This is a genomic window from Micromonospora sp. NPDC049048, assembly GCF_043197615.1.
Taxonomy (GTDB): domain Bacteria; phylum Actinomycetota; class Actinomycetes; order Mycobacteriales; family Micromonosporaceae; genus Micromonospora.
Window position 1 is genome coordinate 1 of sequence record NZ_JBICTM010000006.1, and the last position, 20,286, is coordinate 20,286.

Consider the following 20,286-nt stretch of genomic DNA (forward strand, 5'->3'; position numbering starts at 1 on the left):
GCTCATCGGGATACTTCTTCGGTGCTGCCACGGATGACTCCCTTCAGCTCCATCAGAGCATGATCGAAAGCCTCCGAGCTACCGGGGGAACCTCAGGCGTCGTGGGCCGCCTAACCAAGTGCGGGATGTAGGTCGCGTGGCCACACGAGCAACCAAAGCGGTGCATGCCAGGCGAGACTCGCCGCAAGTAGACGGATCCCCCGACTACCGGCAGCCGGGGACGGATCGTCATCCGAGGTTGCAAACGTGGCCGGACGATGCCCGACGACCTCCACAAGAGTTCGTAAGCGAGGGTGTCGAGCCTCGGTGGCGACCGCCGTTACCGGGGAAGCGGGTTGGCGACGTAGACGCCCTTGCCTTGCCGGCCGTCGATCAGTCCTTCGGCCTTGAGCAGCAGCATGGCGGCCCGGATCACGGTGTTGCTGACCTCGTAGTGCTCGCAGAGGGCAGCGAACGACGGCAGCTTGTCGCCCGGCTTCAACTGGCCGGAGCTGACCTGCTCGCGGATATCCCGGGCGACCTGTAGGTAGGCAGCTTCAGACATAGGTGGTGCTCCCAGCTTGGCGGCTGGTGCAAGCAGACCACACCGAACGCTCGACTTACAACGCTATGTGTCGTAGCTGTTGACCCTGCGCACATTGCGTCCTAAGTTGCTCGTGGGGCTACCCAGCTTGGCGGCCGGGTCGTCCTGCCGTGGGTGCCCTGTCTCCGGAGACGGCTGACCGGGTGCCCACGGGATCGCCAGCGCCGGCGGGAAGCGTGATGACCAGACCGAACGATGCAACTGATCCGACCGCAGGTGCCGCGCGCAACGCCGGCTACGACCAAAGGCGGGACAACCGCCGGCGGCGCGTGTTCTACGACGAATACGTCTTGGCAGCAGCGCTCACCCTCGCGCGCCGGCACCGACCTATCTGGTCATGGCGGCACTGGCGGCGCATCTGCCGCTGCGGAAGCGATCTACCCTGTCGAAGCCGCCATCCCATCCCGATCAACCGCGGCCACTGGCCGAGCCCGGACGCGCCACGATGACGACGCACCTTCCGGTCACACCGGCTTGGGCGTGTGGCGACTGCGGTGCCGACTGGCCCTGCCAGCCTCGGCGGCGCGAGCTGCGAGCCGAGTACGAAGGCGCCCCGGTGTCGCTGGCCCTCTACCTGGCCGCCCAGCTCGTCGACGCCGCCCAGGACCTGGCCCACGTTCCCGCCGGCCGCCTGCACCGTCGATTCCTCGGCTGGACCCGATGAGCATCCTGCGACCCGGCGACGAGAAGTTCCACTACAGCGACGGCTCCCACAAGTGGATCCCACCCGACCCCGACTACGACCAGGAGATCTGGAACGAGCAGGTCCGCCAACACAAGGAAGGCCACCTCAGAAACGAGCAGCCCAAGGTCCGCATCCAGCGCCTCGTCTGACGCCAGCAGTACAGCAGCGAAGTACAGCAGCCGTGCCAGCCGAACCCGGTCGAGAAGCGCGCCAGCAGCCCGGATGACCTCGAACCACGCCGCAGAAGGCCGGCTCGCCGGCAATCCATAGGTTCAGGGTTCGAGTCCCTGGCGGCCCACTCCTCCGCTGGTCGGCGGCCCTTCGTGGGGTCGCTTGGGCTGTGATCTTGGTTCGTGTATCAGCAAGTGCAGCTGCGCCCGTCGGTCCAGCGCCAGGTCGGCCAGGGACGAGACGCAGGCCCACCCGTCTGTACCTACCCCGGAGGTGGTCATGCGGACCGTCAACTTCACCCAGCTACGGCAGAACCTGGCCGCCGAACTCGACAGCGTCATCAACGACGCGGAGGAAGTAGTGGTGACCCGGTCGGGACACGAGCCGGTGGTCATCGTGCCGCTCGCCGAGTACGAGTCGATGAAGGAGACCGACCTCCTTCGCAACCCGGCCAACGCCGCAGCCCTGCGCCGCTCGATCGCGGAGCTTGAGGAGGGCGACGCGGCCGAGCGGGACCTGGTCGACCCGGCCTCCGTTACCGTGTAGATCTCCATCGTGATGGCGAACTGGGGCGCCAGGCTGGGCCGGCGGCGTCCCGGGCGGTGGCCTGGGCGGCTACTCACGGTGTAGATCAACCCGATTCTCAAGCTGACGGTCAGCGCTACCTAGGATTACGTCCGTGCCTCACTGGTCTGAGACTGCGCGCGTCGCCGAGGAACGGGGCGACTGGGACCGAGCAATCGCAGTGGTCGGTGCTGTTGCGGAGTGCTACAGCACCGACCACGAGCGCCATAACGCACACCTGTGGCACATGGATCTACTTGCTCGCGCCGGCCGTTATGTCGAGCTGGCGACTCTCGGCCAAGGTGATGTGCATGCGCGCAGGCGGCTGAACCGGCTGCTCTGCGCGGGTGGCCGCTTGGAGGATCTGCGACAGCGAGCGCGTTCCGGAGATGGCGGACGCCGGCAGCCGTAAGTAGGTTCAGCGGCGGTGGTCGTACAGCGAGGCAGCCCGGCGGGCTCTGGGCAGCCAGCGACACCAGATCTGGCGGGATCGGGAACGTCGCACGGTTGATCTACGGTGCTCTCGTGCTCCCCCGAAACGCGAAGATCATCGATCAGGTCCGCGACGAGGCGCTGCGCCGCGACATCCCCGCTGCCGACGTGGAGCACTGGCTAGGGCTCGCCCGCCCGTCCGCCCTCCTGACGCAGGGGGGTGACGGGCCGGTCGTAGGCGCTATCCGTGGACCCGTGATGCTTCCGGCCGACGCCGAGGACCCCGAGTTCCCCTTGATCGCCACCATCGACTGCGCTGCTCTTCCGGCAGACGTGACCGACCTTCCACTACCATCCGACGGCCAACTGCTGCTGTTCGGCTGGCCCGAAGAAAGCGGCTGGGGCGAGGTCATGTACGTGCCGGCAGGCGTGGCAGTCGAGGAGCGAGAGCAGTATTCGCCCGACTTCCCTCCGGACGACGAGGAATTCGCCGAGGTCTACGCGGAGATTCCACAGGGCGACCTGCACCTCACGGTCGACATATCTCTGCCCTACGTCAAGACGATCCCGGGGCCCCCGTGGTCTCCGCCGCTGCCGGGAGATCCCCCATTCGAAGAAATGACCGAGGTGTGGAAGGAAGTCCTGCACGACGTGCCGGACGGCATGTTCTCTTATGGAGGCTGGACGACGCCGCTGCTGTTGGGCGGCTACGGCACTGAATGCAACGGTTTCAACCCCGCGTGGTTGGGCGCCAACCCCTCCGGCTGGTCCTGCTACGACGGGCCAGTGCGCGGTGGCGGGCCCCCCGACCATGGTGACTGGGTTCTGCTTGCCGAGTTCCACGGCGGCAGACAAGGCGGCGCGAGCATCCACTGGGTGATCCAACGTGCCGACCTGAAGGAGCGACGTTTCGACCAGGCCAGCGTCCTCGTCTACTGGAATCCGTGAGGCCGGACGAGCACGGTCGGAACGGCCTGGGGCGTCGCCGGGAGGTCTTGCCTGACGAGCGATACCTGTCAGGGATTTTTTTGACTCTGTAGTACGTCGAGAGGCGATGAGGGCCGCCGCCCTGGCCAGGGGCCGGATCGACCCGATTCAGGATGATCTGTCGCGACGTCCGGCCAGGGTTCGAGTCCCTGGCGGCCCATTTACAAGCACCCGCGACGCCGACGAATCCGTTCAGCAGGCCAAGAACCCAGAATGGCAGCTCACAGACCGTGATGGCGCTTGAGGTCAAGGAGTCGCCTGGGCCAGGCAAGCAGGCAAGATGGTGGCGTGATGACCGAGCCCGTCGCCGCAGACCGGATGGAGTTGGTGAACGACCTGGAGGGGCTGCCCGGCAGTTCCGGCGGCTGTCTTCTCGCTCTGAGATTGGAGGTTCCGGTCTGCCTTCGCGCCGGCGACGTCTGGTGGGCCGAGGACGAGGTGCTGTACGTCCAGCGAGGTGACCTCCCGGCTGTGGCGCATCGAGGTCGCCTCGAATGGCGCCGGAAGTGGTAGTGCGAGGGTCCGAGACGCCGACTTCCTGATCAGGCTTGGCACGTGTCGGCTAGCCATCGCTCGATGGCGGCAAAGTCGGGATCGGACAGTCCAACCCGCGGGTCCACACGGTGGAGGAGTGCGTGCCCGGGATGGTTGGCGGCTACCCAGGCTCGATCCACGTCGCTGATCTCGTCGTCGACCCACACGAAGGGCCGTCCGGCCGCCCAGGCGACCAGGGCCTTGGTCTTCCAGTGCAGCCGCCGGATCGGTTGCTCCTCGTCCTCTTCCGGCCAGTCGAGGACCGGCAGTTCCGGTAGGCCGATTCGCGGTGCCACGTCCTCGTTCGCATCGGCCATCCACGTGGTGGCCCAGACCAGATCGCACCCGAGCGCGCTGAGCCGCTTGCCGTGCACCGGATCGAGCCTCGACAGGAGGGGGTTGGAGATCCCGTCCCATTGGCCGGTCGCTCCGGCCCTGGCTGCGTATCCTTCGGGGGCCTCGGGCAGCCCTCCACCAATCGGGATGAGTGGACCGTCCACGTCGAGGAAGAGCAAGGGACGCTCGGCACCAGCGGTCACCGTCGCACGATAGCGATCCCGGCCGACGAGGTTGGATCAACCGGCATGGCGGTCTGCTCACCGGGGCGGACCGGCGTCAACCGACTCGGCGTCCAGCAGGTCGGCTGCATCCCCGACGGTGGCCACGAACTCGTCCCGGTGGGATCCTGGCGGCGAAGACCTTGCCCAGGTCCTCGGGGAAGGGATGGTCAGCCCGCCTGAACGCGAAGACGATCACCAGGTCGCCGTCCAGGTAGGCGTACGTGGAGACGTTGTCGACGGTCTCCCCCACCGCAAGAACCAGAACCGCTTTCGCCCGCCTCCGTCGTTTCCGGGGCTGACGGACGGACCGGTGCCGGGTCGGACCAAGCTCGACCCGGCACGCAGGGCGCGAGCATCTTCCGGGGCGGTTCCGGGGGAAACCCTGTGGTCAGGGCTGCCGGGAGGGCGAAGGATCGACCAGCATGACGAAGCAAACGGTCTCCGCCCTGCGCCGCTGCATCCGGCAGACGTACGGCACCGTCATGTGGCGCAGGCTCGGTGTGGCGGTGATCGCGGTGCCGTCCGCCATGCGGACCATCGCGTCCCGTCGGTTCGTGTCGGGCGTGCTTGCGCTGCCGTTCGCGGCGGCGGCGACCGCCGTCACTGCCGTACTCGCCGGACTGATGCTGGTCAACGTCGGCTATCCGCTGCGGCCCCTCCTCGGCCTGGACGGTCACGACGGGAGCGTCTGGGCCAGCACGTACTACGACGCCTGGGGCGGCCCCACGCTGGCAGGCGCCTGGGCGGTGCACGGCGTCGGCGCGATGTTGTTCGTCTTCCCACTGCTGGGCTGGGTGGTCCGCGGCCTGCTGCGGGTGCAGGCCGTCCTCACCGGCACGGCGCCCGCGGCGGTCGGGGCAGCGAGCGCGGTTCTGGCGCCCACGCGGGTCCGGCAACCTGCTCCGCGACGTGCCGGGACGACGCGACGCCCCGGGACGACGCCAGGTGCCGGGACGACGCCACCTGCCGAAACGATGCGACGTGCCAGGACCATGCGACGCGCCGGGACGATGGGACAGGCCAGGGCGCTACGGCGCCGGGCCGGTGTGACCGCAGCGGCGCTCCTGTCGGCGTACGGCTTCGCTCTGCTCGCCCACGCGGCGGGAATCGGCGACAACGTGCTCTGGTTGCCGCGTGACTTCCGCAGCGGACTGGCACTGGCCGTCGTACTCGCGCCCGTCGCCGTCGCCGCGCTGACGGCCCGAGTCTGGTGGCGCCCGGTGCCCGGCACGGTCCGGGCGTAGCAGGTCCCGCGTACCCGGGGAGCACAAGCGGGCGTTGCGGCCCGGCTGCCGCCGATCGTGGGCGAGGATTTCGGTGATCGGTCGCCCGACAGCCGGGCCGTACGAGGTTGCGGAAGTCCCCTGTCCCACCCTCGCCGTCGTGGATCTGCACCTGGTGGTGTGCCGTGCCCTGTGCGCCGTCACCTGTGTGCTGTGCTGGGCGTGCGGTGTGTGCGGGGAGTCGAACCCCTGCGCCTGCCCTCGGCGCGCCAGGAGTGAGCCGGATTACCCGCCGGCTCTCGGGTTCGTGCACGCCTCCACGTCGGCTACCTGCTCCGCAACTCGTCAGTCCAGCAGCTCGACCTCCCAGTTCGTACGCTGGATCAGCGTGTCGACCTCGCGCAGCTGCCGGGCGAGGTCGTCGGCCTGCCTGCGCAGCTCCGCCACCGGCAGCGCCGGGACCATCTTCAGCTCCGATCGCAGCTGCCGGTACGCGCGCTGGCCCTCGCCGGCCGCGGCGTCCGCCGCCGACGTGACCACGTTGTGGCGCAGACGGAGCACGTCGCGGCGCGCGAGTGCGTCGGTGAGCGTGCCGCCCTCCAGTGCGGTGGCGGCGTTGGTGCGGTTGATCCGCCGGATCAACGATTCCAGTTCGCCGAGCACCTCGCCCGCCTCCGCGAGGAGAGCCGAGGCGTCCTCAGCGGGTGCCTCGCCCTCCTGGTAGCGGGCGCTGGCGGTGATGCGGGCGCGGAGTTGTTCGGCGCGGCGCGCCGCATCCGCGCGCAGCGCAAGTGCCTCAGCAAGCTTCATGGGCACCAGTATGGCCAGCGAAGATCAGCACCGCTCGCCCATTTTTCCGCCGCTGTCGACACGACCGTCGGCACATTTCGGCGGCACGTGGGCCGTGCATGCTCGTCGAGCATCGATGCGAGGGCGGCCACCGGGGGCGGAGAGCGGCACCCTCACGAGGAGCCGTGGGTCAGAGGGAGATGACGACCTTCGCCCGCGCGTGTTCGCCTTCGAGGTACCGGATGGCCTGGGGCACTTCGTGCAGCGGGTAGGTCCGGTCGATGACCGGGGTGAGGCGGCCGGCCTCGGCGTGGGCGCGGAGCGTGTCGAGGTGCTGTCGGCTGGGTGCCGTGGCGAGGGTGACGATGCGCTGCCGTACGAAGGGTGCCAGCAGCCGCCCGCGCGCGAGGAGCCAGACGGGTCCGATGAGGCTGCCGCCCCGGTACACGCCGCCGCCGGAGAGCACCAGCGTCCCGGTCGGGGTCAGCGCCCGCCGGAGCGCGGTGAGTGAGCGGTTGCCGACCAGGTCGAACACGACGTCGTGGCGGCGGGCGGTGCGGGTGAAGTCCTCGCGGGTGTAGTCGACCACGTGGTCGGCGCCGAGGGAGCGGACCAGGTCGACGTTGCGGGTGCTGCACACCCCCGTCACGGTGGCGCCGAGCGCCTTGGCCAGTTGGACGGCCAGGGTGCCCACGCCGCCGGAGGCGCCGTTGACGAGGACGCGGTGGCCGGGCTCGACCTGCCCGACGTCGCGCAGCCCCATGAGCGCGGTGACGCCGGCCAGGGGCAGGGCGGCCGCCTGCTGCGGCGTCAGGTTCGTCGGCTTCGGCGCGACCATGGTCGCCGGCACGCACACGTACTCGGCGAAGGCGCCGTTGGCGTCGCCGAGGTCGCCGAAGACGGCGTCGCCTGGGCGTACCTGTCGGACATGGGCGCCGACGGCCTCGACCGTGCCGGCGAAGTCGCGGCCACGGATGCGCGCCCGGGGCCGCGACCGGCCCATGGCCAACCGCGCCATCCGGGGATCGCCCCGCATGGCATGCCAGTCGTACGCGTTGAGCGCGGCGGCCCCGATCCGCACGAGCACCTCGTCGGCTGCCGGCACCGGCGTGTCGACGTCCGCGAGTGTGAGTGTCTCCGGCGGGCCGTACCGGTCCTGGACGATCGCCTTCATCTTCACTCCCCTCAAGGTGTACGGCGTACACCTGATGGAACCGATGCTAGGTGTACGCCGTACACTCGTCAAGGCGGTTATGGTTTCAACCGCCGCCGAGACGAGGACGCGAGTTGGCTGACCAGGCTGGAACGCTGCGCCGGACGCCGCTGAGCAGGGACCGGATCCTGCGCGCCGCCGTCGCCCTCGCCGACGAGGCCGGGATCGGGTCCCTCAGCATGCGCAACCTCGCTCAGGACCTGGGCGTCGTGCCGATGGCCCTCTACAAGCACGTGGCCAACAAGGACGAGCTACTCGACGGCATGATCGACGTCGTCGTCGGCGAGATCGACCCGCCGGCACCCGGGTCCGACTGGAAGCACGAGGTCCGTCGACGCATCCTCTCGGCGCGACAGGTGCTGCGGCGGCACCCCTGGGTGCCGCTCGCGATCGAGTCGCGGAACATGGCGACGCCGGTCGTCCTCGCCTACCTCGACTCGATGGTCGGCACCCTCCGGGCCGGCGGGTTCTCCACCGACCTCGCCCACCACGTGATGCACGCGATGGGCAGCCGGATCCTTGGCTTCAGCCAGGAACTCTTCGACGCCTCGCGCGACGCCGGCCGGTCCGGCGCGACCAGTCCCGATCCGCCGGCGGCCCTACCGCCGGAGGTCGCAGCCCGGTTCCCGCACCTCGCGGAGATCTCCACGGCGGCGTCCCACGACGACGAGTCGGTGGTGGGACAGGGCTGCGACGACCAGTTCGAGTTCGAGTTCGCGCTGGACCTGCTGCTCGACGGCATCGAACGGCTGCACCAGCAAGGCTGGACGTCGCGCCGATCCTGATGACGGACGCCGCCGTTCAGCTCGCCAGGTCGACGCCCACGCCGGGCTGGACGCCTCAGGGGGTGTACGGCGTGTCCGTGTGGCCGACCTCGACGAGCCGGCTGCCGCTGAGCTCGTAGACGGCCGTACGCCGGACGGCGACCTCCGCCGAAGACGCGTCCTCGGGGCGGGTCAGGTAGACCACCGTCGCCCGTCGCGACTTGATCGAGACCGACTCGACCGGCGTACGGTCGCCGATGTCGACCATGGTGACGTAGACGGGCTTGCCGTCGATGTTGCCGTACATCACGATCTGCCAGAACTTGCCGGTCCCGCCGCCGTCCATCAGCACCGGGACCACCGCGTCGGCCGCGTCGTCGCCGGTCAGGTCGCCGATGGCGCACGGCTGCTGCATGTGGACGACGGTGCCGTCCTCGCCGGACCACATGCCGTCGACCAGCGGGATCGGATCCGGGTAGCCGTTGTACCGCTCGGATCCGTTACCGAGGACGGCGGTCTTGAGCTGCGCGCAGGTGAGCGCCCGGAGCGTGGCGGGCGCTCCGGACGTGTCGGGTACGGCCGAGGGCGCCGGGTCCGCTGTTCCGTCGTCCACGCTGACGGTGCTGGCCGTCGGCTGCCCCGAGGCAGCCGGGTCGGGGTCGTCCGCCGGGGTGTTGATCGTGACGCATCCGGTCAGCGCCGCCACCAGGGCGAGCGCCGCGACGGGCAGCAGGGTCCTACGCATTGATCTTCCCTCTCCTTCAGGTGGCCCGGAGCGTAGTGCGCCTCCGCCACGGTCGGCCCCACCTGCGGCGGGCGCTGTCGGCTCCCGCCGGGAGCCGAGGAGAGTCGCACCGGCAGCCGTACGACGTCGGGGCCGTCAGTGGCCGACGCCGAGCCGGCCGGCGAGGGTGCCGTGGATGCGGGCGCTGGGGCGGTTCAACTCGATGATCTCGACGGTCTTGCCGCGGGCGGCGTACTTGGTGGTGATCGCGTCGAGGGCCGCGACGGAGGAGGCGTCCCAGACGTGGGCGTGCGTCATGTCGATGACCACCGAGTCGGGGTCGTTCGCGTAGTCGAACTGGCCGACGATGTCGTTGCTGGAGGCGAAGAACAACTCGCCGTGCACCGAGTAGATCCGGGTCGTCCCGTCGGGGTCGAGGACGCTTGTCACCTCCACCAGGCGGGCGACCCGGCGGGCGAAGACGACCATCGCGGTGAGCACGCCGACGATGACGCCGATGGCGAGATTGTGGCTGGCCAGGGTGGTGCCGACGGTGGTCAGCATGACGACGGTCTCGCCGTACGGCATCCGTCGGAGCGTGGCCGGGGCGACCGAGTGCCAGTCGAACGACGACACCGCGACCATGATCATGACGGCGACCAATGCCGCCATCGGGATCAGCGCCACCACGTCACCGAGCGCGACCACCAGGAACAGCAGGAAGGCGCCGGCCAGGAAGGTCGACAGCCGGGTACGGGCGCCGGACACCTTCACGTTGATCATCGTCTGGCCGATCATCGCGCAGCCGCCCATCCCGCCGAAGAACCCGGTGACGATGTTCGCCACGCCCTGGCCCCACGCCTCCCGGGTCTTGCTGGACGGGGTGTCGGTGATGTCGTCGACCAGTTTCGCCGTCAGCAGCGACTCCATCAACCCGACCAGGGCGATCCCCAGGGCGTACGGGGCGATCAGGGCCAGCGTCTCCGTCGTCCACGGGATCCGCGGTACGCCGAGCGTGGGCAGGCTGTCCGGCAGCGCACCCTCGTCACCCACAGTCGGGACCGCGACGTGGGCGGCCACCGTGACCACGGTCAGCACCACGATGGTGACCAGCGGCGCTGGCACGAGCCGGGTGACCCTGGGCAGCCCCACCATGATCACCAGTCCGACAGCCACCAACGGATACACCAGCCACGGCACGCCGAGCAGATGCGGGACCTGGGCGGCGAAGACCAGGATGGCCAGGGCGTTGACGAAGCCGACCAGCACGCTGCGCGGGATGAACCGCATCAGCTTCGCGACCCCGAGCACCGCCAGCAGGATCTGGATCACCCCGCCGAGGATCACCGCCGCCACGAGGTGGTCGAGGCCGTGTTCCCTGGCGAGGGGAGCGACCACCAGGGCGACCGCGCCGGTGGCGGCGGAGATCATCGCCGGCCGCCCGCCGCAGATCGCGATCGTCACCGCCATGGTGAACGAGGCGAAGATCCCCACCCGGGGGTCGACCCCGGCGAGGATCGAGAAGGAGATCGCCTCCGGGATCAACGCCAAGGCCACGACCAGCCCCGCGAGGGTCTCGGTGCGGAACACCTTCGGCGACAGCCAGGACGGCCGGGGCAGGCGCGGACGGGGGGCCGCGGACAGCACAGACGACATACAGCCATTTCCACTCGGGGAGCACGTCGACAGGCGTGCGTCACGCCGCCTCGACCGGGGCGGGTCAGTCAGGGTCACATCGCGTACGGACCCGACCATCGGGGTCGTCCAGGCGTCGTTGCCCAGGTCCACGCGGGCTGCGGTCGCGCAGGACAACGGCCCACCGGACCCTACTCTTCAGGTGCGGTGGAGACCCCGCCCGCATGGCGATCGTCACGACCGGACGGGCCGTCCCCGGACGGCCGAGGATGGAACGAGCCGGCCCACACCCCGCCGACACGGCCAGCGGTCAGGTCGGCTCGGTGCCCGGCGCCGGGATCGCCTTCTCGGCGGCGCGGCTCACCTCCTCCCAGCCCGCCCAGACGTCCATGCGTCGCTTCGAGATGTCGAAGGCGAGGTCGTAGACCATGCTGCCGAGCAGCAGTCGCAGCGGCGGGTCCTCGCTGGCGACGAGCTTCATCAGCGCCTCGGCGGCCAGCCGGGGATCGCTGTCGATCGACCCCTCCGCCCACTGCCGCGCCAGTTCCTCCCGCAGCGGCTCGTAGGCGGGGTCCGGGGTGGCCGCCGTGCTGCTGGTGTAGAGATCGGTCCAGTAGCCGCCCGGCTGGACGATGGTGACCTTGATGCCGAAGCGGGCGGCCTCGGCGGCCAGCGCCTCGCTCATGCCCTCGAGCGCGAACTTGCTCGCGCTGTAGAGCCCCGTGCTGGGGAAGCCGCCGAGCGCGCCGATGCTGGAGATCTGCACGACGTGCCCGCCGCCCTGGGCGCGCAGGTGCGGCAGGACGGCCTGGCTGACCCAGAGCGCGCCGAAGAAGTTGAGGTCCAGCTGGGCGCGGGCCTCGGCCTCGGTGAACTCCTCGACCATGCCCATGAAGAGCGCGCCGGCGTTGTTCACGACGATGTCGAGCCGGCCGAAGTGCCGTACCGCGCGGGCGACGACGTCGAAGACCGCCGCGCGGTCCGTGACGTCGAGGGGCACGGCCAGCAGGCGGCCGGGGTGCCGGGCCGCGAGGTCGTCGAGCGGCGAGACGTCCCGGGCCACGCCGACGACCCGGTCGCCAGCGGCGAGCGCGGCCTCGGCGAAGGCGCGACCGAGGCCGCGGCTGGCCCCGGTAATGAACCAGACCCGCGGTACGGCGGCTGCGGCTTCCAATGGGTACCCCTTCCCTGACAAGACGGACCGTCTCGTCTTGTCGATGCGAGTGACCCTACCCGACCGGCACCCACTGTCAAGACGGACCGTCTCGTCTCATCCGCTGCTACATTGGCCGCGTGCCCACCCGGAAGGTCGCCCCCGACTCCAGCCGTCGCAGCGAGACGGCACGCCGCGCCATCCTCGCCGCCGCGTTCGACCTCGTCGGAAAGCTGGGCTACGCCAAGCTGAGCATCGAGGGCATCGCCGCCGCGGCCGGCGTCGGCAAGCAGACGATCTACCGCTGGTGGCCCTCCAAGGGCGCGCTCCTCTTCGACGCCTTCCTCGCGCTCACGACCGACGGCCCGCAGGACGGCGCGCTACCGGACACCGGCGACCTGGCGACCGACCTCAAACTGGTGCTGCGGGCCACCGTCGACGAGCTGAACGACCCGCGCTACGACCAGCCCATGCGCGCCCTGCACACCGAGATCGTCCACGATCCCGCCCTGGCCGCCGACTACGCGGAACGGCTGGACGGGCCCATGCGCGAGCTGAAGAAGCAGCGCCTGCGCACCGCCCGGCGTGCCGGGCAACTCGCCGAGGACGTCGACCTCGACGTGGCCGTCGACCTGATCTTCGGCCCGATCCTGAACCGCTGGCTCCAGCGCACCGGCCCCCTGACCCACGCGTACGCCGACCAGGTGGTGGACACGGCACTGCGCGGCCTGCGGCCCCGCGACGCGTAGCTCGCCGCGGCCGAGGAAGCTCGCCACGGTCCGTTCGGCGTCGAGATAGCCGTCCCGCGCCACCGGACGGACAACACCGGACCCCCGGTCGTCGTTGATCCGGTCGTACGCGCCCCACCTGCGACGACGGTGCGGGCGACCGATCGTGGAGGAGGCACCGATGACCAGTCAGCGCGAGACCGTGGAGGTCGACCCGGTCCTGTTCCGTGCCGTCTACGACTCGCCCGCCTCGCTGCCCGGCGCGCACCGGTGGACGACGCCGGAGTCGGACGTACGGCGGATCGAGAAGCTGCTCGGCATGCCGCTGCGCAGCATCGGCGCCCCGCTGTGGGTCAGCGGCGACCAGCCGGACTGCCCGAAGTGCGGCCGCCGCGTCAACTGGTACGACATCGTCTCCTCCGCCCTCTCCGGCGTACACGACCGGATGATGATCGCGACGGTCATCCTCGGCGAGCGCAGGTACGTCAACACCGAGGTCCCGGACGCGATCGCCGGGGTGCGCTGCACGGACTGCCGTACCGCCATCGAGGGGTTGCGCAGCTTCAAGTGCCACAACTGGGCGTACGCCTTCGAGGCGCTGGAGGTCGTCCGGCAGCGGATGTCCGGCGCGTCAGTCGTCGGCCGTCAGCCCGCGGGCGAACCGCAACCCGGCACGCCCGTCGAGTGACACCTCAGCGGCGGGCGGGGCGGCGGCCGGGCGGGGACGGCGGCTCCGGACCCGGGTCGGGCACCTCGGGCATCGGCCGGGTCACCGGCCCGGCCCCGGTGACCCGCAGCGGCTCGCCGTGGTGCCACAGCTCGACGCCGGTCTCCGGGTCGGCGTCGGGCAGCTCGTAGCGGGCCCCGGCACGGGTCAGGGTGACCCGCAGCCGGTGACCGTGCCAGCGCAGGTGGAACGCCAACCGGTCGATCGCCGCCGGCAGCCGGGGATCGAAGGAGAGCACCCCCCGGTCGTCGCGCATCCCGCCGAAGCCCTGTACGAGGGCCAGCCACGCCCCGGCCAGCGACGCCAGGTGCAGCCCGTCGCCGGTCTTGTCGCCCAGGTCCGCCAGGTCCTGGAGCACCGACTCGGCGAACAGGTCGTACGCCAGGTCGAGGTGCCCGACCTCGGCGGCGAGCACGGCCTGCGGAGAGGCCGACAGCGACGAGTCCCGGACGGTCCGCGCCTCGTAGTAGGCGAAGTTGCGGGCCTTCTCGTCGGCCGTGAACTCCCCCGGGCAGCGCTGCATGGTGAGCACCAGGTCGGCCTGCTTGACCACCTGCTTGCGGTACAGCTCCAGGTAGGGGAAGTGCAGCAGCAGCGGGTAGTCGTCGTCGGAGGTGTGCGCGAAGTCCCACTCCGGCTGCTCGGTGAAGCCGGCCGACTGCTGGTGCACCCCACGCTTGCGGTCGTAGGGGATGAAGACCGCGTCGGCGGCGGCGCGCCAGGCCGACACCTCGGCCGCCTCGACCCCGAGCCGGGCCGCCGCCTCCGGGTGCCGCTCGGCGGCGTCGGCGGCGCCGCGCAGGTTGCGCCGGGCCATCAGGTTGGTGAAGAGGTTGTCGTTCACCAGGGCGCTGTACTCGTCGGGGCCGGTCACGCCGTGCAGGTGGAAGGTGCCGGTGTCGGACCAGTGGCCGAAGCCGTGCCAGAGCCGGGCCGTCTCGACCAGCAGTTCCAGCCCGGCCCCGGTGAGGAACTCGCCGTCGCCCGTGGCGGCGACGTAGCGCAGCACCGCGTCGGCGATGTCGGCGTTGAGGTGCAGCCCGGCGGTGCCGGCCGGCCAGTAGCCGGAGCACTCCCGCCCGCCGAGGGTGCGCCACGGGAAGCTCGCCCCGGTCAGCCGCAGCTCCGCCGCGCGCTCGCGGGCCTCCGGCAGGTGGGCGTGCCGCCAGCGCAGCGCCGAGCGGGCCAGCGGTGGGTCGAGGTAGGTCAGCACGGGCAGCACGTAGCCCTCGGTGTCCCAGAGCACGTGCCCGTCGTAGCCGTTGCCGGTCAGGCCCTTGGCGGGGATGGTCCGGTCGCCGTCCGCCCGGCCCGCCTGGAGCAGGTGGAACACCGAGAACCGGATGGCCTGCTGGAGTTCGGCGTCGCCGTCGAGCTGCACGTCGGCGGTCCGCCACGCCACGTCCAGCGCCGCGCGCTGGCCGGCCAGCAGGGCCTCGAAGCCGTCCGCGCGGGCCGCGTCGGCCTCCGCCACGACCAGGCCCGCCAGCTCCGGCGGTGGCATGGCGTCGACCGGGGTGCACTCGTACGCGGCGAACTTGGTCAGTCGCAGCCGCTCGCCGGCGCGCAACGTCCCGGTCAGCGTGAGGCGCAGTCGGTCGGGGGTGCAGTCGACGCCGGAGGCGACGCCCTCCGGGGCCGCCACCTCGTGCGCGACGGCGACGGCGACCCGCTGCTCGCTGTGCACGGTGCGGTGGACGAGGACGCCGTCGTGCCCGTTCGAGTGGCGGTACTCGGCGGTCAGCGGGTCGGTGAGCACGGAGGCGGCGCGGGGGTCGTCGGCGCGCTCGGGCACCCGCTCGTTGGCGAGCAGGTCGGCGCAGACCCGCACCTCGACCGTGCCGTCCAGCGGCTCGACGGACCACCGGACGGCGGCCACCGGGCGCCGGGGCAGGGAGACCAGCCGGACGCTGCGGACGCGTACGCCGTGCCCGGCCGGTGAGATCCACTCGGTGTGCCGCTCGACCACCCCGGCGCGCAGGTCGAGCACCCGTTCGTGGGTGCGCAGGGTGCCGGTGCGTACGTCCAGCGGCTCGCCGCCGACCCAGAGGCGGATCAGGGCCGCGTTCGGCGCGCTGATCACCGTGTCGCTGAACTGCGGGAAGGCGTAGCCGTCCTCGGGGTGGTCGAGTTCGCGCCGCTCGTGGAAGCCGTTGAGGTAGGTGCCGGGCATCCCGTAGGGCGTGCCCTCGTCGAGGTTGCCCCGCCAGCCGACCCAACCGTTGCTCAGGGCGAAGATCGATTCGGTCTCGGCGAGGCGGTCCATGTCCGCCTCCGTACGCCGGATCCGCCAGGCCTCGTCCCCCGTGACCTGCCCGGTCGGCGGCCGATCGGCGGTGGGGGTGTCCTGCACTGCGCCTCCAGAAGTCCGACGTACCGGGTCGATCGAAGCAGAACGGGCTGAGAGGTCGCTGAGACGAAAGTCGGGGGAACTACCCAACCAGTGCACCATGCGCCTGGCTTCCAGATGTTCCATGGTTGTTCGCGAGGTAAACGGGGTATGAACCCTAAGTGAGGTGAGTCATGATTGTTGCGGATAGCCCGGATGTGCCGGAGATCAGCGTCGAGTTGTACCAGGACATCGTCGACTTCGCCGCCGACACCCCGCAACCGGTGCAGTGGTTCGCCGAGCACTTCACCGAGGGCGCGATCCTGCTGCTGGGCGCGTTGTGGCTGATCGCTGCCCTGTCCCGGCTCCGGGGCGGACCGCGCGACCGCGCGTACGCCCTGGTGTCGCCGGTGCCGGTCGTGCTCGCGTACGGGTGCAGCGAGCTGCTGAAGACGCTGGTCGACCAGGAGCGGCCCTGCCGGGCGCTCGCCACCGAACTCGCCATCATCGCCAACGAGTGCCCGCCGACGGGCGACTGGTCGTTCCCCAGCAACCACTCCACGATCGCGGGCGGCCTGGCGGTGGCGACCCTGCTGCTGTCCCGCCGCGTCGGGCTGGTGGCGCTGCCGCTGGCGGCGCTGGCCGCGTTCTCCCGCACCTTCGTCGGCGTGCACTACCCGCACGACGTGGTCGCCGGCTTACTGCTCGGGGCCCTGTTCGCCGCCCTACTCACGCCGCTGTTCGCCCGGCCCGCCGCCGGGCTGCTGCACCGCCGCACCCGGCACGCCGAGCACCCCGCCCCCGACCCGGCCACCCCGACGTCCCGCCGCTGACCGCCTCCGGTACCCGCCCCGGAGCCCGGCTTGGGCAGCCTGCCGGGGTACAGCCTGCCGGGCCGGACACCGCCCTGCCCGGGGATCAGTAGCGGCCTGCGGTTGCCCGGGCGCGCCCCGCACCGTCAGGACAGGAAGAGGGCGCCGACGGTGCCGAGGACGAGGAACGGGCCGAAGGGCAGGTGGCTGCGCCAGCCGACGCGCCGGGCGAGCAGCAGCACGACGCCGAGCAGCCCGGAGAGCAGCAGGGCGAGCAGCAGCCCGGCCACCGGCGCGGCCCACCCGTACCAGCCCAGCAGCACGCCGACGCCGAGCGCCAGCTTGGCGTCGCCCAGGCCGAATCCGCGCCGGCCGAGCAGCAGCGTGGTGGCGGCGAAGAAGAGCGCGAGCGCCAACCCGGCGGCGGTGGCGCGCAGCCACGGCGCCGGACCGGGCCCCGCGAGAGCGGCCAGCCCCAGCAGCAGCCAGGTCCCGGCCGCGGCGGGCCAGGTGAGCCGGTCGGGCAGCCGGTGCACGGCCACGTCGACGAAGACCAGCGGGATCGCCCAAACCCACCACCAGGCCATCGCGACCAGCACGGTAACGGGCGGCCCGAGCAGCGCCAGCGCTCCGACGGCCGCCGCGACGGCGAGTTCCACCGTGCCGGGTGGCGGGCCGACGCGCGCCCCGCACCGGCCGCACCGCGCCGCCGGGCCGAGCGCCGGCCACGGCCGGGCCAGCCCGATCGGGACGCCGCACGCGTCGCACCCGGTCCGGGTCGCCACCCCCGGCGGTACGGCGTGCCGGATCACGGCGAGCCGGAGCGCCGGGGCGAGCGCGAGTAGGGCCAGCAGCCGCGCCACACGGACGGCGAGTGTCGACGCGGTCGGCTCCGCCACCGTCGGCGGCCGGGTCAGCGCCACGATCGCCCCCGTGGTTCGGCACGGCGAGCGAACACGAAGGGTAGCAATGTGATCATCGGCGGGTAACGGCCGGAGCGGCGCGGACCCCTGCCGGACAATGCCCTGAATTGCACGTGGGAATAGCGCGGCTGCACGCGCGGGAATCCCACACCAGCACAATATCGGTGCGTTTTTCCACAGGACGGATCGGACCAGACGCCACGTCCGGGACACGCGTCGGCCACCACGACGGCTCCCCGCCCACCGAGGACACCGCCCGCGCGACCGGCCCACCGGCCACCCCGCCAGCCCTCGCCGCCCGACCCGCCGCCACCAGCCGCAATCACCGACCGTCACCACCCGTCATGACTCAAAGTGTTCGAACCAATTGCCTCTGTTGCATCGGCGAACGTCAGCCTATGCTCGCCCCTTGGGTGTGGTGCAACCCACAACAAACAACAGGACAACGCGGGACATTGAATCCATAGAGATCCGTAACGGTAAATGCGGCGGCGTTTTCCGGAAGGTCCGGACGGCCTCATCCGGGCGCGTCGCCGCATGCCCGGAGGCCGCCAGGCCGGCCCCCGGGTCGCCACCGAGGAGGCACGACGTGCGCGGACGGCGGTTCAGCCGATGGGCAACCTGCCTGCTCGCCATCGCGGCGCTCGGCGCGGGCCCGGCCTGCGGCGCCGAGCCCGCGACGACCCCCCGCGCGCCGACCGCCGGGGACGCCCCCACCCCCACCCCCCGGGCCGCCGACGAACAGGCGGCGAGGAAGGCGGCGCTGACCGCGTACGCGGGCTATCTGGCCGCCTCCCGCGAGGCGAGCGGGCGCGGCGATCCCCACCACCCGGAGCTGTCCCGGTTCCTCGCGGACCCGCTGCTGACCCGGGTCCGGCTGACCATCCGCAAGGCGAAGGAGCACGGCGCGATGCGTACCGGCACGTTGGTCTCCGACCCCACCGTGACCTCGGTGAGCCTGGATTCGAGCCCGCCCACCGTGGAGATCCAGGACTGCCTCGACGCCACCGGCTACCGGCTGGTCTACGCCAGCGACAAGCGGGTCGTACCCGGCACCCGCGGCACGCGGCACCTGGCCACCGCCACCGCCACCCGCTACCCGGACGGCCGCTGGCTGATCAGCGCCGGCACCTCCCACGAGGACCTGCCGTGCTGACCCGCCCGGGCGGATCACGCGGGCCGACCCGCAGGTGGCTCGCGGGCGCCGGTCTGGCCCTGCTGCTGGCGCTCGGGGCGGCCGTGCCCGCGATCGCCGCCGGGCGCGCGGACCCCGGCGCGGAGTGCCCGCCGGGGCACAGCGACTGCAGCGTCTGGGACGACGATCCCGGCACCCCGGGCGGCCCCGGCGGGGGCGGCAACGACGGCGGAGGCGGCGACTCGGGCGGCGGGGGTGGCGGCAAGTGCCAGTGGAACGGCCGCACCGTCAAGTGCTACGACGACGTGCTGGGCTGGTTCAACAACGGCGACGGCTGCTACTACAAGCTCGCCCAACCGCAGCCCGAGGCCCCCGAGGGCCAGCAGTGGTACACGCGCACCTGCAACGGCGGCCAACTCGGCACCCAGACCAACGTGCTGCGCGACGCCCCGCCGCCCGGCTTCGGCGCGCCCCCCGATCCGGAGGAACTCGCCCGGCGGGCGCTGGCCAAGATCACCATCGCGGCACCCCCGATCACGGTCGCGCCCCGCCGCAGCAAGGGTCCCGGGCTGGTCGGGCTGCCGGTCTGGATGTGGGGCACCAGCGACGCCCGGAAGTACTTCGGGCCGACGCAGCGGGCGTCGGAGAGGGAGCGGGGCCTGACCGTGACGATCACGGCGACGTTCGACCGGATCGTCTGGGACATGGGCAACGGCCAGAAGGTCGAGTGCGCTGACGCGGGCACGCCGTACCAGGCCGGTGGCAGGTTCGCCGGCCGGCCCTCCCCCGACTGCGGCTACGACAGCGGCTACCCGAAGGCCGGCAACTACCGGGTGCGGGCCACGACGTACTGGACGGTGACCTGGAGAGGCGGCAACCAGAGCGGCGTCATCCCCGTCAGCCGGACCACGGAGACGGTCCCGATCCGGATCAACGAACTACAGGTGGTGACCCAGTGAGTGTGGCGACCCGCAACGGGACCGGGCCGGTGGACGCCCCGGTCGCCCCACCCAGGGTGGTCCGGCAGCGCCGGATGCGGCCCGGGCTGCTCGGCCTGGCCGTACTGCTGATCGCCCTCGGCGGCCTGGGGGCGGCGTTCGCGGTCACCTCCGTACGCGCCACCGGCAGCTACCTGGCGGTGGCCCGGCCGGTCGAGGTCGGCCGGCAGGTCAGCGCCGACGACCTGGTCCCGGTGCAGGTGGCCGGCGGCCAGGGGCTGTCCCCGGTGCCGGCGAGCCGGCTCGACGAGGTGGTCGGCAAGCGGGCCGCCGTGTCGCTGACCCCCGGCACGCTGCTGACGATGGCCCAGCTCACCGACGACCCGCTGCTCGGGCCCGGCCAGCAGCAGTTCGCGCTCGGCCTGGGCCCCGCCGAGGTGCCCGCCCGCAGGCTCCACCCCGGCGACAAGGTCCTGCTGGTGAGCACGCCGGACGGCAACGACGACCGGCCCGCCGGCGCCGCCACCCGTTTCGAGGCGACCGTCATCGACGCCGTCACCTCCGACAACGACGACGAGGTGGTGGTCTACCTGGCGCTCACCGTCCGGGACGTGCCTGCCGTCGTCGCGTTGTCCAGCCAGAAGCGGCTCGCCGTCGTCCTGACCGAGGCGGCCTGA

Annotated in this window: 22 protein-coding genes; 13 read left to right on the forward strand and 9 right to left on the reverse strand. The window is 71.5% G+C overall.

Annotation, left to right across the window (positions count from 1 at the left end; genetic code table 11):
* Nucleotides 1–319: 319 nt before the first annotated feature.
* Nucleotides 320–544 (reverse strand): winged helix-turn-helix domain-containing protein, encoded by a 225-nt coding sequence (locus tag ACGFIG_RS19495; protein ID WP_026268779.1) that lies wholly within the window; start codon nucleotides 542–544, stop codon nucleotides 320–322.
* Nucleotides 545–1,028: 484 nt separating this feature from the next.
* On the opposite strand from ACGFIG_RS19495, the gene ACGFIG_RS19500 reads away from it, so the two are divergent.
* From ACGFIG_RS19500 to ACGFIG_RS19520, 5 genes are all read left to right on the forward strand, one after another.
* Nucleotides 1,029–1,247 carry a flavin reductase gene (locus tag ACGFIG_RS19500; RefSeq protein WP_393004736.1) on the forward strand — a complete coding sequence of 73 codons (219 nt, stop codon included), beginning with the start codon at nucleotides 1,029–1,031 and terminating at the stop codon, nucleotides 1,245–1,247.
* A complete protein-coding gene (locus ACGFIG_RS19505) occupies nucleotides 1,244–1,417 on the forward strand; it encodes a hypothetical protein (RefSeq protein ID WP_393004738.1) in 174 nt (57 codons plus the stop codon). Before ACGFIG_RS19500 ends, ACGFIG_RS19505 begins: the two co-directional genes overlap by 4 nt.
* A 301-nt stretch (nucleotides 1,418–1,718) precedes the next feature.
* Nucleotides 1,719–1,985: a type II toxin-antitoxin system Phd/YefM family antitoxin gene (locus tag ACGFIG_RS19510; RefSeq protein WP_393004740.1), complete on the forward strand. Its 267-nt coding sequence runs from the start codon at nucleotides 1,719–1,721 to the stop codon at nucleotides 1,983–1,985.
* A 543-nt stretch (nucleotides 1,986–2,528) separates the two neighbouring features.
* Nucleotides 2,529–3,383, forward strand: a complete 855-nt coding sequence (locus ACGFIG_RS19515) for a hypothetical protein (RefSeq protein WP_393004742.1) — start codon at nucleotides 2,529–2,531, stop codon at nucleotides 3,381–3,383.
* Nucleotides 3,384–3,713: 330 nt separating this feature from the next.
* Nucleotides 3,714–3,935: a hypothetical protein gene (locus ACGFIG_RS19520; RefSeq protein ID WP_393004744.1), complete on the forward strand. Its 222-nt coding sequence runs from the start codon at nucleotides 3,714–3,716 to the stop codon at nucleotides 3,933–3,935.
* 29 nt (nucleotides 3,936–3,964) lie between these two features.
* On the opposite strand, the gene ACGFIG_RS19525 is transcribed toward ACGFIG_RS19520, so the two are convergent.
* Nucleotides 3,965–4,471, reverse strand: a complete 507-nt coding sequence (locus ACGFIG_RS19525; RefSeq protein WP_393005566.1) for an HAD domain-containing protein — start codon at nucleotides 4,469–4,471, stop codon at nucleotides 3,965–3,967.
* Nucleotides 4,472–4,938: 467 nt separating this feature from the next.
* Here ACGFIG_RS19525 and ACGFIG_RS19530 point away from each other — a divergent pair, with 467 nt between their 5' ends.
* Nucleotides 4,939–5,760 (forward strand): hypothetical protein, encoded by an 822-nt coding sequence (locus ACGFIG_RS19530; RefSeq protein ID WP_393004746.1) that lies wholly within the window; start codon nucleotides 4,939–4,941, stop codon nucleotides 5,758–5,760.
* Between the two features lie 324 nt (nucleotides 5,761–6,084).
* Here the strand turns inward: ACGFIG_RS19530 and ACGFIG_RS19535 are convergent, their stop codons facing one another.
* Nucleotides 6,085–6,549 carry a DIP1984 family protein gene (locus ACGFIG_RS19535; protein WP_393004748.1) on the reverse strand — a complete coding sequence of 155 codons (465 nt, stop codon included), beginning with the start codon at nucleotides 6,547–6,549 and terminating at the stop codon, nucleotides 6,085–6,087.
* A gap of 169 nt (nucleotides 6,550–6,718) precedes the next feature.
* Nucleotides 6,719–7,702 carry an NAD(P)-dependent alcohol dehydrogenase gene (locus ACGFIG_RS19540; protein WP_393004750.1) on the reverse strand — a complete coding sequence of 328 codons (984 nt, stop codon included), beginning with the start codon at nucleotides 7,700–7,702 and terminating at the stop codon, nucleotides 6,719–6,721.
* Between the two features lie 113 nt (nucleotides 7,703–7,815).
* Between ACGFIG_RS19540 and ACGFIG_RS19545 the strand changes: the two genes are divergently transcribed.
* On the forward strand, nucleotides 7,816–8,526 hold the full coding sequence (locus tag ACGFIG_RS19545) for a TetR/AcrR family transcriptional regulator (RefSeq protein WP_393004752.1): 711 nt from the start codon (nucleotides 7,816–7,818) through the stop codon (nucleotides 8,524–8,526).
* Nucleotides 8,527–8,581: 55 nt separating this feature from the next.
* On the opposite strand, the gene ACGFIG_RS19550 is transcribed toward ACGFIG_RS19545, so the two are convergent.
* The 3 genes from ACGFIG_RS19550 to ACGFIG_RS19560 form a co-directional block, all read right to left on the reverse strand.
* On the reverse strand, nucleotides 8,582–9,250 hold the full coding sequence (locus tag ACGFIG_RS19550) for a hypothetical protein (protein ID WP_393004754.1): 669 nt from the start codon (nucleotides 9,248–9,250) through the stop codon (nucleotides 8,582–8,584).
* 135 nt (nucleotides 9,251–9,385) lie between these two features.
* Nucleotides 9,386–10,885, reverse strand: coding sequence for a SulP family inorganic anion transporter (locus tag ACGFIG_RS19555; RefSeq protein WP_393004756.1), 1,500 nt, complete (start codon nucleotides 10,883–10,885; stop codon nucleotides 9,386–9,388).
* A gap of 289 nt (nucleotides 10,886–11,174) precedes the next feature.
* A complete protein-coding gene (locus tag ACGFIG_RS19560) occupies nucleotides 11,175–12,038 on the reverse strand; it encodes an SDR family oxidoreductase (RefSeq protein ID WP_393004758.1) in 864 nt (287 codons plus the stop codon).
* A gap of 119 nt (nucleotides 12,039–12,157) precedes the next feature.
* On the opposite strand from ACGFIG_RS19560, the gene ACGFIG_RS19565 reads away from it, so the two are divergent.
* Together ACGFIG_RS19565 and ACGFIG_RS19570 are read left to right on the forward strand one after the other, a co-directional pair.
* Entirely contained in the window at nucleotides 12,158–12,766 is a 609-nt protein-coding gene (locus ACGFIG_RS19565) for a TetR/AcrR family transcriptional regulator (protein ID WP_393004760.1), read from the forward strand.
* A 160-nt stretch (nucleotides 12,767–12,926) separates the two neighbouring features.
* Nucleotides 12,927–13,433, forward strand: coding sequence for a hypothetical protein (locus ACGFIG_RS19570; RefSeq protein ID WP_393004762.1), 507 nt, complete (start codon nucleotides 12,927–12,929; stop codon nucleotides 13,431–13,433).
* A gap of 4 nt (nucleotides 13,434–13,437) precedes the next feature.
* Here ACGFIG_RS19570 and ACGFIG_RS19575 read toward each other — a convergent pair whose 3' ends face one another.
* A complete protein-coding gene (locus tag ACGFIG_RS19575) occupies nucleotides 13,438–15,738 on the reverse strand; it encodes a glycoside hydrolase family 65 protein (protein WP_393005568.1) in 2,301 nt (766 codons plus the stop codon).
* Nucleotides 15,739–15,995: 257 nt separating this feature from the next.
* Here ACGFIG_RS19575 and ACGFIG_RS19580 point away from each other — a divergent pair, with 257 nt between their 5' ends.
* A complete protein-coding gene (locus ACGFIG_RS19580; RefSeq protein WP_393004764.1) occupies nucleotides 15,996–16,634 on the forward strand; it encodes a phosphatase PAP2 family protein in 639 nt (212 codons plus the stop codon).
* Between the two features lie 125 nt (nucleotides 16,635–16,759).
* On the opposite strand, the gene ACGFIG_RS19585 is transcribed toward ACGFIG_RS19580, so the two are convergent.
* Nucleotides 16,760–17,512: a prepilin peptidase gene (locus tag ACGFIG_RS19585; protein WP_393005570.1), complete on the reverse strand. Its 753-nt coding sequence runs from the start codon at nucleotides 17,510–17,512 to the stop codon at nucleotides 16,760–16,762.
* 613 nt (nucleotides 17,513–18,125) lie between these two features.
* Between ACGFIG_RS19585 and ACGFIG_RS19590 the strand changes: the two genes are divergently transcribed.
* From ACGFIG_RS19590 to ACGFIG_RS19600, 3 genes are read left to right on the forward strand one after another with little or no spacing between them, the layout of a single operon-like run.
* Entirely contained in the window at nucleotides 18,126–18,692 is a 567-nt protein-coding gene (locus tag ACGFIG_RS19590) for a hypothetical protein (RefSeq protein WP_393004766.1), read from the forward strand.
* A complete protein-coding gene (locus ACGFIG_RS19595) occupies nucleotides 18,686–19,630 on the forward strand; it encodes a hypothetical protein (RefSeq protein WP_393004767.1) in 945 nt (314 codons plus the stop codon). Before ACGFIG_RS19590 ends, ACGFIG_RS19595 begins: the two co-directional genes overlap by 7 nt.
* A complete protein-coding gene (locus tag ACGFIG_RS19600; protein WP_393004769.1) occupies nucleotides 19,627–20,286 on the forward strand; it encodes an SAF domain-containing protein in 660 nt (219 codons plus the stop codon). Before ACGFIG_RS19595 ends, ACGFIG_RS19600 begins: the two co-directional genes overlap by 4 nt.